Source organism: Streptomyces sp. NBC_01352 (genome assembly GCF_036237295.1).
GTDB classification, from domain to species: Bacteria; Actinomycetota; Actinomycetes; order Streptomycetales; family Streptomycetaceae; genus Streptomyces; species Streptomyces plumbiresistens.
This window is the reverse complement of the sequence record NZ_CP108354.1, coordinates 6,239,501-6,252,165: the sequence shown is the minus strand read 5'-3', so window position 1 is coordinate 6,252,165 and position 12,665 is coordinate 6,239,501. Positions and strand designations below refer to the sequence as shown.

Here is a 12,665-nt window from a genome sequence, read left to right as displayed (position 1 = left end):
CCGGAGACCCGATGCCCGCTGAGACGACCGTGACGTCCTGGACGTCCTGGGACGCCGTACCGTCGGCCGACTCCCCCGCCGTACCCGCCGAGGCGGTCGCCCCGCTGATCCGGGGGGTCGGCGTGCTGCGGCGGCTCACCGAGGCCGACGGGACGATGAGCGCGAGCGGGCTGGAACGGGCCACCGGCCTCGCCCGTTCCACGGTCGACCGGATCGCCTCCACCCTCGCCCGCATGGGATACGTCCGCCTCGACGGCCGGGACGTGATCCTCACCCCCCGCCTGATGGAACTCGGCAACGCCTACCTGGCCGCCCTGCGTCTGCCGGCACTGCTCGACGCCCGCGCGGACGCCCTCGCCGACGAGCTGGACGAGTCGGTGTCCCTGGCCGTCGGCGACCGCGACGGCATCCGCTTCATCCACCAGGCCACCCACCGCCGCGCCATGTCCCTCAGCTTCCGCATCGGCGACCTGCTGCCGGCCGAACGCACCGCACCCGGCCCGCTGTTCGCGACGGAATGGACGGAGGCCGACTGGCAGGGCTGGCGCGCGCGCCGGGCGGCGGACCCGGAGGACCGGGGCTTTCCGGCCGTACCGGCGCGTGAACGGGCGGGTGCGGACGAGGAGTTCGTACGGGCGGTGGCGCTGGCGCGCGAGAACGGCTGGGCGCTGGACGACCAGTTGATCGAGCCGGGGCTGGTGGCGGTGTCCGTCCCCGTACGGCATCCCCGCACCGGTCGGATCGCCTGCGTGGCGAGCGTGGTGAGCCACACGAGCCGGCACTCGGCGACAGACCTGCGCGAGACGCTGCTGCCGCGGCTGCGGGCGGCGGTGGCGGAGATGGAAGGGGAGTTGGGGCGGGAACCGAGCCGGGCGACGGTGGAGACGACGGAGGTCCCGTCCGGCCTGGCGGCCTGGACGGGAGCGTCGAAGCACGAACTCGGCAGGGAGTTCGTCGAGTCCCTCGCCCGCGGCCTCACCGTCCTGACCGCCTTCGGCGAGGGCCGGGCCGAGCTGACGCTCACGGACGTGGCGAAGGCGACGGGGCTGGCCCGGGCGACGGCCCGGCGGGCGCTGATCACGTACGAACACCTGGGCCTGGTGACGCCGGGCAGCACGCAGCGGACGTTCAGGCTGGCGCCCCGCGTACTGTCCCTGGGCTTCCCACCCCTGTCCCGTACGTCCCTCTCCCGCATCGCGACCCCACACCTCGCGGACCTGTCGGCCCGGGTCCACGAGTCCGCGTCCCTGGCGGTCCTGACCGCCTCCGGCGAGGAGATCCAGTACACGGCCCGTGCCAACGCGAGCCGCGTGCTGAGCGCCGACATCACGATCGGCACGCGGCTGCCCGCGGCGGCGACGGCACTGGGCCGGGTGTTGCTGGAGGACGTGCGGGAATCGGGTTACGCCCTGGTCGACGAGGAGCTGGAGAAGGGCCTGCGCTCCATCGCGGTCCCGATCCGCGACCGCACGGGCCGGGCGGTCGCGGCGACGAACGTGGCACTGCACGCCGCGCGTCGGACGGTGGAGGAGATCATGCGGGAGATCCTGCCGGAACTGAGGGCGACGGCGGACCGGATCGAGGGGGATCTGTGGGTGGCGGGGCGGTTCACGAGGGTGGCGCTGTCGTGACGGGCTGCTGACTTTTGAGGGGTTGGTGCCTTCTGAGGGGTTGCTGCCTTCTGAGGGGTTGCTGCCTCAGCCGTCGTACGGCCGGACGGCCCGCCCCTCCCGAAGGGTCAGCCCCCACCAGGCGAGCTGGTCCAACAGCACGGCGGCGGCCTTGGCGGTGCCCTCCTCGTCGTACGGCCGACCGCGCTCGTCGAACCGCTCCCAGGCCATGTGAAAACTGACCGTGTCCCGCATCGTGACGGCATGCAGCTCGGCGAAGACCTGCCGCAACTGCTCCACCGCCCGCTGCCCGCCGGCCATCCCGCCGTACGACACGAACCCGACCGGCTTGGCCCGCCACTCGCTGTACACGTAGTCGATGGCCAGCTTGAGGGAGGCCGGGTACCCGTGGTTGTACTCCGGCGTGATCACGACGACCCCGTCGACCTCCCCGATCCGCCGCGCAAGCCCCGGGACCCCGTCCCCGCCACCGCCGCCCCGCTCGAAGGAGAGCCTGAGCTCATCGACGAGGGCCGGCTCGGCCAGATCGATCACGTGCACGTCCATGTCGTCCCGCTTCCGTACCTCGCCGATGAACCAGGGAGCGACCTTGTCGGCGAAGCGGCCGGCGCGGGCGCTGCCGATGAGGATGCCGATCTTGAGGGGGGACGGGTTGGTGTCAGCCGTGATGTCCGGCGCTGTCTGAGGCATGCAGCAGAACGTAAAACCTCAACCAAACATGAGGTCAAGCCCACTCCGCCGAGAGGCCGACCCCACCCGCTACACTTACGCCGTCGCCTTCGTAGCTCAGGGGATAGAGCACCGCTCTCCTAAAGCGGGTGTCGCAGGTTCGAATCCTGCCGGGGGCACACGAATAAGGGCCAGTTCAGAGGGTTGATCCTTTCGAACTGGCCCTTTGCCGTGATCACGGCCGTGCCACAAATCCACTGGGAATCCACATCGCCCCGCCTCTTGCGAATCGTCAAGCCCCGGCTGCGCTCCGCTCCGCCGGGCGCGATAGAGCCGGTGGCCATGGGTCGATCACCGCATTGCGCGGCCCACGGTCAAGGCGATGCCTCCGGCGGGGGATCGGCCGGCACCGGGATGGAGGGGGCGCCGTTTCCGGCCGCGGGCCCGTAGTGGCGTGCGCGAGGAGCTTCCATCCCGACCACCGCGGACCCAGGCAGAGCCGAGCAAACGCGGCCCATGGCGTCCAGGTCGTTCGTACCGTGGCGCGCTTCACCTGGTAGTGGGTTCAGGAGAGGGGGATGCTCAGATCCCGAGCCGCCTCAGTCCGCGCTACAGGCCCGTGCCAGACTCAGGGGCCCGGTTTGCGGGCGTACCTGACTCGGGAGCACGCATGACTCCGCGCCTTAGGCGACTTGGCAGCGGCCTGATGACCTGCATCGCCGTGGCTTGGTTCGGCAACCAGGCCCTATACGGCGAGGGAGGGCTACGCATCGCCTCCATCATCTTGTTGCTCGCGGGCGCGGTAACGACCGCAGGCGCGATCCTCGATCACGTCCTTCCTCGACCGAAGCGACGCCGGGCACTCGACAAGGGGGACGCCGGTTGAGCAGCTCGTCCCGCCGCTTGCTCTCCAGACCGAGTTGGTGATGCCGGGTTCGCGCGCGTGACCTCCAAATGAGGCCAAATCGCTATCTACTGGGATCCGGTCAAGCTCGCTCACCGGCGAGAGGCCAGAGAACGCGCAGGTCAGGCGCAGACCTCAGCGACCGTCCCGCCCGTAGTTCGCATCGAGGGGTCGTGGCACGGTCCCCGGGCCGTGCCACTCTCGTGCCAGAACGCACGGGGATTCACGGGGCATCGGGGTTCGCCAGGGCGTACCGCCGGCGCCCAACCTCGCTCCTAAAGCGGGCGTCGCAGGTTCGAATCGTGCCGGGGGCACTACGACCGCCCCGACGAATCCCTGACCAAGGCCGGCGAAGAGCTACGGGTCCGCACGGTACGCGGCACGGACGGAACCCGCACAGTCCTCACGTACAAAGGCGCCGCGGTCGACGAGGATTCCGGATCCAGACCCGAGGACGAGACCCACGGCGGGTGAACGCCCCTGCGCCACGGGACCAAGCACTCACGCCGTTCTGAAACGCCGAGCGAAATTGCCTCTCAACCTGATCAAGGTCATTGGGTACCGGATTCGGCCTTGTGCAGCATCTGGGCCAACAGCAGGGCCCCTCCGGTCGCTGCCCCTACCGCTCCCGCGGCCAGGAAACCGCGAGAGGAACGCCAGGACAGTACCGACCACCTCGACTGCGCGGAAAACAACGATCCCGTACTCAGCCACGAACCGGTTGAGATCAGTGACAGGGAGGAACCGATCGAGCCGACCGACAGGGCACTTCCGATCGAACCGACGGACAAGGCGGAACCGACGGACCCCACGGACAGCACCGAACCCACTGAGCCGATCGACAACACGGAGTCCTGTGACCACAACGACAGCACCGAACCAGAGGAGGCACGACGGACCGACCGTACGGAAAGCTTTGTCATGAGGCCATCTTGCCCGCTGGTCGCTCTGTCTCGGGAGGTTGTGGACTGATGGCGCGGGTCTCGGGTGAGGACCTTCCGGCATCTGGCTCGCTGCGTCGCGGGCCGATCCCATGGGGAGTCCGCGCCGGCTGTCGGCGCGGACTCCCCATGGGATCGGCCCGAAACTACGACCACGCCAGACCCTCATGAGTGGTCGCCCAGTTAGGGTGCGCCGCATGACCAACGATGCCCCGGCCTGTCCCGGGTGCGGCCAACCCATGAAATTTGGCGGCTTGGTGCTCTCCCTGCGAGAGGACGACGGCCGGCGGACCTGTCGGTCATTGTGGAGATGTGCCGATCGGCATGTCTGGTGGAGCTGGGCAGACCGGCCGGACGAACCATTGGAGGCCTGCCCGGTCCCAGGGCTGTGGCGCTGACATCCAACGTTGACATCCCCACGTACGGCCGTGACTGTCAGCGCACGTCGAGCTCAGCCGCCATCGGAGTGCGGACCTCGACGCCCCATGCCTGATGCATCGCAGGGCGCAGGTGGCGGCGACCTTGTGTTCGCAGGGGGCGTTCAGCTCGCCGGGATCGCCCGGGACGCGGGAGCCGTCGGAGTCCTGGCCGATGGCACGGACCTGGAAGCGCTCACGTCCTGGGCCAAGGAGCAGGAACTCCGGGGCTTGACCCTAGTACTCGCACCCCACCGCTCCGAAGCCGGAGACGTGGCGGAAACGGGATCAGCCGGAGGGTCACAGGCAGCACCGGAGCCGATGGGCGGTTCTCGATGGCGCGCCATGCGCGAGGCCCGGATGGGTTCTACGGTTGAGGGGGCCCCACACTCACGGAACCGGGTCCGTGCCTCATATGTCCCTCGGACCCTGCCTCAAATGTCCCTCGGACTCGAAACTCACCAGAAGGGCATACGACATGTCCACTGCATCCGAAACCCCTGTCCTGGACACCCTCGCCGCCATGACGGTCGACTCGATCGAGCGATGCGGGCTGGCCCCTGACATGCTCATCCTCACGCGCATCGCGGCACTCGTCGCCGCGGACGCCCCGCCCATCTCCTACGCGGCCCACATCGACCCCGCCATCAGGACCGGCCTGACCGCCGAACAGCTGCAGGACGTCCTGGTCGCCATCGCACCCATCGTGGGCACCGCCCGCGTCATGACCGCAGCGGGCAACATCGCCACGGCCTTCGGTATCGCCATCGCCGTCGCCGATGCCGAGATCGAAGCACAGGGCTGAGCGCAGCCGCTCACCCCTGCACCGATGGTCCGCGCGGCCGACATCGGACAGAAGGCCAAGGAGCTGTGATGTCCCAGAACGCGACCACGGCCATGCGCGCGGCACCCCACACCACGCCCGAGGACCGCGCGGCTCTCGGCAAGGAGGCGCGGCGCCGCTCGCCGCGGTCGGGTCACGCCGTGTACAGGCCCTCTCCCGACCGTCCGGACCCGCTGGCGATCCTGGAGGCGCAGTCCGCGGCACGGGTGCCCGAACTCGTCCCGATCCGCTACGGCCGGATGACGGAGTCCCCGTTCCGGTTCTACCGGGGCGCCGCCGCGATCATGGCGTCCGACCTGGCCGACAGCCCGACCTCGGGACTCACGGCCCAACTGTGCGGCGACGCGCATCTGCTGAACTTCCGTCTACTGGCCTCCCCGGAGCGGCAGTTGGTGTTCGACATCAACGACTTCGACGAGACGCTGCCGGGGCCGTGGGAGTGGGACGTCAAGCGGCTGTCGGCGAGTCTCGTCATCGCGGGCCGGGCGAACGGCTTCGACGACGCCGAGCGCGCCCGCATCGTGAGCTCGACGGTCCGTTCGTACCGCGAGGCGATGATCCGCTTCGCGGGCACGGGCAACCTCGACGTCTGGTACGCGAAGATCGACGCGGACCTCCTCGAGTCCCTGCTCGCAAGCCGACTCCACGGAACGAAACGTGGTCAGAAGAACCTGGCCCGCGCCATGGCCAAGGCCCGCACCCGCGACAGCCTCCAGGCTTTCGACAAGCTCACCGAGACGGTCGGCGGCCGGCCCAGGATCGCGGCGGATCCCCCGCTGCTCGTCCCGGCCGGCGACCTGCTGCCGGACGTCGAGCGCAGCGCGCTGGAGCGTCAGTTCCGCGGTCTGGTCGAGCGGTACGGCCGCACTCTCGCTTCCGACCGGCGCACGCTCCTGGCGGATTACCGGCTGGCCGACGTCGCCCGCAAGGTGGTCGGCGTCGGCAGCGTCGGAACCCGGTGCTGGATCTTCCTCCTCCTCGGCCGGGACGACCAGGACCCGCTCTTCCTCCAGGCCAAGGAAGCCGACGTCTCCGTGCTCGCCGCACACGTCGGGACCAGCCGCTACCCCAACCAGGGCGAGCGGGTGGTCTCGGGCCAGCGGTTGATGCAGGCCGCGAGCGACATCTTCCTCGGCTGGGAGCGGGTGGAGGGGATCGACGGCAAACAGCGCGACTTCTACGTCCGCCAGCTGCGCGACTGGAAGGGCATCGCCATGCCGGAGCGGATGCGGCCGAAGGACATGCAGGCGTTCGGCCAACTGTGCGGGGTCACCCTGGCTCGTGCGCACGCGCGGTCCGGAGACCGCATCGCGATCGCCGCATACCTGGGCGGCGGCGACTCGTTCGACCGCGCACTCACCACCTTCGCGGAGGCATACGCCGACCAGAACGAGCGTGACCACCAGGCTCTGGTCGACGCGGTGCGCGCGGGCCGGCTCCCCGCGGAGGAGCTGCCGGCAGCCTGACCCGGAGAGGACACCCGGCTCGCCGAAGGGCAACGGGGTGTTGTGGGCGACGACCACCGCCGCGCGCCGGGGCGAAGAGACTGGGAAGCTGGAGGAGGGAGCGCCGCCCGTGACGTGACCCTGGCGGACAGGGGTGGTGAGTGCCGTGACCGAGACCCACGAGAACGCCCAAGGACCGACCGTGCCGACCGCGCCGACCGTGCCGGTCATTCCGGCCGTTCCGTGCGCCGATCCCCAGGGAGACCCGTTCCTGCGCACCCGGTTCGCCCTCCCGGCGAGGCCCGCCACGTTCCTGCGGCGGCAGCGGCTCCTCGACCACCTCGACCAGGCTCGCGGGACGCCGTTGACACTGGTCAACGGGGCGGCCGGGGCCGGCAAAACCCTACTCGCCGCCGACTGGGCCGCCGGACTGCCGCCACCGGTCGCCTGGCTCACCGTCGAAGCGGGGGACCGGCATCCCGGGCTGTTCTGGGCATACGTCCTTCAGGCACTGCGCGCCTGCGGTGCGCCGGCATCCGACGCGGTCGGGGTGCCCGCGGACGCGACCAGGGTGGACCAAAGGCTGCTGGCAAGGCTCGCCGCCGAGCTGAACGATCGCGACCGGCCCGTGATCCTCGTGCTCGACGAGTACGACCGCATGACCGATCCGGAGATCACGGAGCAGCTGGAGTTCGTCCTGCACCATGCCGGGCGGGGCCTGCACCTCGTCCTCGTCACGCGCACCGAACCGCTGCTTCCGCTGCACCGTTACCGGGCGGCCGGCGAACTGACGGAGATCCGCGCCGCCGAGCTGGCCTTCACGCCGGAAGAGGCCGTCGCACTGCTGGAACTGCACGGTCTGAGCCTTCCGGTCCACGCCGCGGGCGCCCTGGTGGACCGCACCCGGGGCTGGGCCGCCGGCCTGCGCCTGTCCGCCCTGGCCGCTCTGGAGAGCGCCGACCCGGAGCTGTACCTGAAGGAGTTCGAGGCGGACCGCAGTACGGTCGCGGACTTCCTGCTGGCCGAGGTCCTCAAGGGACAGCCGGAGGAGACACAGGGCCTCCTGCTGCGGGTCAGTGTCCTGGAGCGCTTCTGTCCCGATCTGGCCAACGCGCTGACCCTTCGGACCGATGCCGAGCCCATTCTCGCCGGGCTGCACCGCGACAACGCGTTCGTCGAACACCTCGGGCACTCGTGGTACCAGCTCCACCCGCTGTTCGGAGAGATACTCCGGGCCCATCTGCGCGAGCGCCTGCCCGGCCTGGAGCCGGAACTCCACCGGCGGGCCGCGCGGTGGCTGCGTCGTTCCGGGTTCCTGCCGGAGACGCTTGCCCACGGCGCCGCCGCGGGAGACTGGGATTTCGCCGCCGGCGCCCTCGTCGACGACCTGGCGATCGGACAGCTCTTCACCGGCCTGCGCTCAGGTGACCTGACCGAGTTGTTCTCCCTCATGGGGCCCGAGGCCAGGAGTCCCGCGGCGGACCTCGTGCGCGCGGCCCGCGACCTGTCCCGGTACGACCTCGACCGCGGACTGGCCCGCCTTCGCCAAGCCGGGGAGCATGTGTCCGACGACGCGCCCGAGCAGGCGGCGGCCCAGCTGAGCTGTGCGCTGCTCGAGGCGCTGGCCGCCCGACTGACCGGATGTCCCCCACGGGCCGAAAGGGCCGCCGAAAGAGCCGATGAACTGCGGCAGGAGGTCCCGGCACACCTCCTGGACGAGCACCCCGAACTCACTGTCCTCCTGCTGACCCATCTCGGTTCGGCCCGCCTGTGGGCCGGGCGTTTCGAGGACGCGCGCGCCGCCCTGACCGCGGCGGTCGGTGTTCCCGGCAGGGCCTCCACCCTGCTGCCCCGGGAGGACTCGATGGAGCACCTGGCCCTGCTCGACTATCTGAACGGCTGGCTCGGCCGGGCGGAGCGCAAGGCCCTGGCGGCGGTGCCCGAGGCGGAGCGGCCGGGCCTGCCCCGGCCGTCCGGCTCCGGCATCGGGCAGCTGGTCCTGGCCGCCGTGGCCGTCGACCGCCATGAGCTGGGCCGGGCCCAGGCCCTCCTCGACGAGACGGCCCGGCTCCCCTCGGGAACGCGCGATCCGGTGGCGGCGGCGGGACGAGCGCTCGCCACCGCTCGCCTCCTGTTGGTCAGGGGCAAGGCACGAGCCGCTGTCGAGGCGGCGGACCCCGCCGTCGCCGCCGCCGTGGCCTCACCCTGGGCGGCAGGCTATGAAGCACTCGTCGCCTCCGCCGCCCACCTGGCCGAAGGACGGCCGGGCGAGGCCGCCGAGGTGCTCCAGGGCGTGTCCGGCGACCAGCCGGCGTGTGCCGTGGAGGCCGCGGCGATCCACGTCGCCGCAGGCCGTGCCGGGGCGGCCGTCGACCTGCTCGACAGTATCCGCACCGGGGGCCGGGCCGGGCCGGCGGTGACCGTGAGGGCAGCGCTGGTGAGGGCTCAGGCCGCGGAGCAGGCGGGAGACACCACCACCGCCCGCAAGCTCGTGGCGCATGCGCTCCTCGACGCCCGGCGGGAGCGGCTGCGGCGTCCGTTCCTCGATGCGGGAGCGTGGATCCGGCCCCTGCTGGCCACGCCTCCGCTCCACGAGCTCGCAGCAGACTGGCTCACACCCGGCCTGCCGCGACACGGTGGGCAACCTCGGCCGGAGTCGCTGTCCCCGCCGCTCGTCGCGGTGGAGCTGAGCGGACGCGAGCGCGACGTCCTGGAGCGGCTGGCCCGGATGATGTCGACGGAGGAGGTCGCCGCCGACCTCTACGTGTCGGTGAACACGGTGAAGACCCACCTCAAGAGCGTCTACCGGAAACTGGCGGTGAACCGACGCGGCGACGCCGTGCGCCGCGCGCGCGACCTCCGGCTGCTGTGAACGATCGTCATGCTGTGAACGCGCGTCGGTGAGAGCGTCCTCCTGAAGAACGGTCAACGGCGCCGGTGGCGGCGCCAGTACCAGAGCGCGCCGACCCCGGCGGACGCCGTCGCCAGGGTGATGCCGAGGACCGGCCAGCGGCTGTCGGCGATGCGCAGACCGGTGAGGAAGGTCACGGCGGTCACGACGAGCGGCACGAGGAGGGAGAGGAGCGCGCGGAGTGCGGCCGCCATTGCTTCCGGTTCGAGGCGGGCGGTCCGGTGGCGCGGGGCGGGTGCGGTGTCGGCGAAGTAGTAGGCGAGGACACGGTCTGCCAAGCGGGCGTCGGCGCGCTGGTAGACCACCGCCATGTACGGGAGCCAGACGAGGGGGGCGACCAGTCCGGCCAGGAAGACCACACCGAGGAGCAGCCAACGCCAAGTCTGGACGGCGACCCGCCCTACGCGCCGGCCCGCGTCCTGGCTCTCGTCGGCCGGCGCGAGAATGCCGAGGAGGTGGGCCATGCGCAGGGTGACGCCCCAAAGGGCCACCCCTCGCTTCCAGCACGCGGGTGCGCCTGCGGCGCGTCCGGTGCGGGCGAGCGCGTCCTGGGCCTGTCGGGTGTCCTCGTACACGCCCTGGAGGACGAGGAGTTCGGCGGCGCGGGCGCTCGCCGTGGGGGTGCGGCCGTCGAGGGCGGCCAGCTCCAGGACCGTACGTGCCTGGCGCAGCAGCGCCGCGCAGAACGCGACGGGAATGAGCACGAGGAACGGGCCGCCCACGAGGGAGCCCTCCGACACGACGGCCCGACGTCCGCGAGCGACCACCCGGGCCCGGAGCTCCGCCTCGCCGGCACTGGGGTGGTCTTGCCGAAGCGAGGCGACTGCTTCGGGCACGGCCGGACCGACACGGCGGACGGCGAAGTCGGCGAGGAGTTCGGGAAGGTGCCCGGGATCGGTGACGACCGACGCCAGCAGCGAGCGCTCGGGAGAGGGCTCCTTGCGGGAACCCGCAGTTCTCAGATCCTCCCGTGGCGGCACACATCGTATCTATCACGAATCACCCCAATCAGGACGATCGATCTGCTTCTCGGAGCGCGGCAGCAGACACCATCGCGGCGCAGCCCTTCCCCCGTGGCGGGTGAGGCACGAGGCGCGCGCTTCGGATGGGATGGGAGGAACAGCGACGCGTGCGTCGGCCCATTGCCCGGCCGACTCCGCCGGCGTATCGGGCCGACTCGGCGAGGTGGACGGTGTGAAGCACTGGCGAGCTCTGATCGTCCTCGGTACGGCCCAGTTCCTGATGGTCCTGGACACCTCCGTCATGAACGTGTCCATCAGTCAGCTGGTCGAGGACTTCGACACGGAGGTCACCGCCATCCAGGCCGTCATCACCCTGTACGCGCTGGTCATGGCGGCGTTCATGATCATCGGCGGCAGGTTCGGGGACATCCTGGGGCGTCGCCGTATGTTCCTTCTGGGGCTGGCCGTCTACGGCGTGGGGTCGGCCCTGACCGCCGCGGCACCCACACTGGGGGTCCTCACGCTGGGCTGGTCCGTCATCGAGGGACTGGGCGCCGCCATGGTGCTGCCGGCCATGGCCGCCCTCGTCGCGGAGTCGTACCGCGGGAAGGACCGGGCCATCGCCTACGCGGTCATCGGCGGGCTCGCCGGCGCCGGGATCGCGGTCGGCCCGCTGCTGGGCGGCTGGGTGACGACGTACCTCACCTGGCGGCTGGTCTTCGCCGGCGAGGTCGTGGTCGTCGTGGCCGTCCTGCTGTGCCGCCGGGTGATCGTGGAGTCCCCCCGGACCGGCCCGCGCCCCCGGCTGGACGGAGTCGGTGCCGTGCTCTCGGCAGCCGGACTGGGACTGGGCGTGCTCGGGGTGCTGCAGAGCAGCACCTGGGGATGGGTGCAGCCCCGCAACCCGCCCTTCACCGTCTTCGGCTTCGCCCCGACGCTGTTCGTCGTCGGCATGGGGGTGGCCGTCCTGGCCGTCTTCCGGTGGTGGGAGCGGCGGCGGGAGCACAAGGGGACCGACCCACTCGTCCACCTGTCCCTGCTGGGCAGGCCCGTGCTGCGGTCCGGACTGATGACACTGCTGAGCCAGAACCTCATCCTGCTGGGGCTGTTCTTCACCATCCCGCTGTACTTGCAGGTGGTTCAGGGGTTCGACGCCTTCGAGACGGGGCTTCGCCTGCTCCCGGTGTCCGCCACCATGCTCGTGACCTCCCTGTGCGGAACCTTGCTGGGTCGGGTGATGGGGCCGCGCCAGGTGGTCCGGCTGGCCCTGCTGACCCTGACGGCGGCCATCGTGTGGCTGCTGGCCACCATCGACCCGGTCATCGACGACGCGCAGTTCGCCGGAGCCATGGCCCTGCTGGGCGTGGGTGTCGGCCTGCTCGCCTCGCAGCTGGGCAACGTCGTCCAGTCCAGTGTCGACGAGGAGGAACGCAGTGAGGCCGGAGGGCTCCAGTTCACGGCACAGAACCTGGGCTCGGCGCTGGGCACCGCGCTCATCGGGTCGATCCTCATCGGTGCGCTGGCCCACGCCTTCACCACGCAGGTGGAGGACAACCCGCAGCTGTCCGAGGGGACCCGCGAGCAGGTCGGCGTCTCGCTCGAGGCCGGAGTCACCTTCGTCCCCACCGATCAGGTGCGCTCGGCGGCCGAGCGTGCCGGGCTGCCGCCGTCCGAGGTCGAGGCCGTCGCGGACTCCTACGCCTCCGCGCAGCTGAACGGCCTGAAGGCGGCGATCCTGGCCACCGGCGGCATCGCCCTCGCCAGTTTCCTGGTCACTCCCCACCTGCCGACCGGCCGGGACGGCCGTCCGCGGCAGCCGGACGCCGATGCTCCGGCCGGAGTGACCGGATCGAAGCGCTGAGTCCTGTTCACGCGGCGCCGGTGCTTCCCGGTGGCTTGTGGCCGCTACCGCGTCGGCCGGCCTGTTGCTCGGCCTGCGGTG

Annotated in this window: 8 protein-coding genes and 1 tRNA gene; 6 read left to right on the top strand and 3 right to left on the bottom strand. The window is 71.1% G+C overall.

What is annotated here, in order from left to right; all coding sequences use genetic code 11:
* Positions 1–11: 11 nt before the first annotated feature.
* The gene (locus OG252_RS29185; RefSeq protein ID WP_329339824.1) at positions 12–1,631 is read left to right on the top strand and encodes an IclR family transcriptional regulator domain-containing protein; all 1,620 of its coding nucleotides are present in this window, start codon (positions 12–14) and stop codon (positions 1,629–1,631) included.
* Between the two features lie 66 nt (positions 1,632–1,697).
* Here OG252_RS29185 and OG252_RS29180 read toward each other — a convergent pair whose 3' ends face one another.
* Entirely contained in the window at positions 1,698–2,321 is a 624-nt protein-coding gene (locus OG252_RS29180; protein ID WP_266438105.1) for an NADPH-dependent FMN reductase, read from the bottom strand.
* 85 nt (positions 2,322–2,406) lie between these two features.
* Here OG252_RS29180 and OG252_RS29175 point away from each other — a divergent pair.
* A tRNA-Arg gene (locus OG252_RS29175) sits at positions 2,407–2,479 on the top strand.
* A 1,276-nt stretch (positions 2,480–3,755) separates the two neighbouring features.
* Here the strand turns inward: OG252_RS29175 and OG252_RS29170 are convergent.
* A complete protein-coding gene (locus tag OG252_RS29170; RefSeq protein ID WP_266438104.1) occupies positions 3,756–4,127 on the bottom strand; it encodes a hypothetical protein in 372 nt (123 codons plus the stop codon).
* A 912-nt stretch (positions 4,128–5,039) separates the two neighbouring features.
* On the opposite strand from OG252_RS29170, the gene OG252_RS29165 reads away from it, so the two are divergent.
* The 3 genes from OG252_RS29165 to OG252_RS29155 all read left to right on the top strand — a co-directional run bounded on the left by OG252_RS29165 (position 5,040) and on the right by OG252_RS29155 (position 9,722).
* Entirely contained in the window at positions 5,040–5,366 is a 327-nt protein-coding gene (locus OG252_RS29165) for a carboxymuconolactone decarboxylase family protein (RefSeq protein ID WP_266438101.1), read from the top strand.
* Positions 5,367–5,434: 68 nt separating this feature from the next.
* A complete protein-coding gene (locus OG252_RS29160; RefSeq protein ID WP_266438098.1) occupies positions 5,435–6,871 on the top strand; it encodes a DUF2252 domain-containing protein in 1,437 nt (478 codons plus the stop codon).
* A 181-nt stretch (positions 6,872–7,052) separates the two neighbouring features.
* Positions 7,053–9,722 (top strand): LuxR C-terminal-related transcriptional regulator, encoded by a 2,670-nt coding sequence (locus OG252_RS29155; RefSeq protein ID WP_329345215.1) that lies wholly within the window; start codon positions 7,053–7,055, stop codon positions 9,720–9,722.
* Positions 9,723–9,775: 53 nt separating this feature from the next.
* Here the strand turns inward: OG252_RS29155 and OG252_RS29150 are convergent, their stop codons facing one another.
* Entirely contained in the window at positions 9,776–10,741 is a 966-nt protein-coding gene (locus OG252_RS29150; protein WP_329339820.1) for a hypothetical protein, read from the bottom strand.
* Between the two features lie 214 nt (positions 10,742–10,955).
* On the opposite strand from OG252_RS29150, the gene OG252_RS29145 reads away from it, so the two are divergent.
* Positions 10,956–12,584, top strand: a complete 1,629-nt coding sequence (locus OG252_RS29145) for an MFS transporter (protein ID WP_266438092.1) — start codon at positions 10,956–10,958, stop codon at positions 12,582–12,584.
* Positions 12,585–12,665: the final 81 nt, after the last annotated feature.

Excerpts from the sequence above, each read along its gene's own strand:
- OG252_RS29185 (WP_329339824.1), top strand. The coding sequence starts at position 12 with ATGCCCGCTGAGACGACCGTGACGTCCTGGACGTCCTGGGACGCCGTA.
- OG252_RS29180 (WP_266438105.1), bottom strand. The coding sequence starts at position 2,321 with ATGCCTCAGACAGCGCCGGACATCACGGCTGACACCAACCCGTCCCCC.
- OG252_RS29170 (WP_266438104.1), bottom strand. The coding sequence starts at position 4,127 with ATGACAAAGCTTTCCGTACGGTCGGTCCGTCGTGCCTCCTCTGGTTCG.
- OG252_RS29165 (WP_266438101.1), top strand. The coding sequence starts at position 5,040 with ATGTCCACTGCATCCGAAACCCCTGTCCTGGACACCCTCGCCGCCATG.
- OG252_RS29160 (WP_266438098.1), top strand. The coding sequence starts at position 5,435 with ATGTCCCAGAACGCGACCACGGCCATGCGCGCGGCACCCCACACCACG.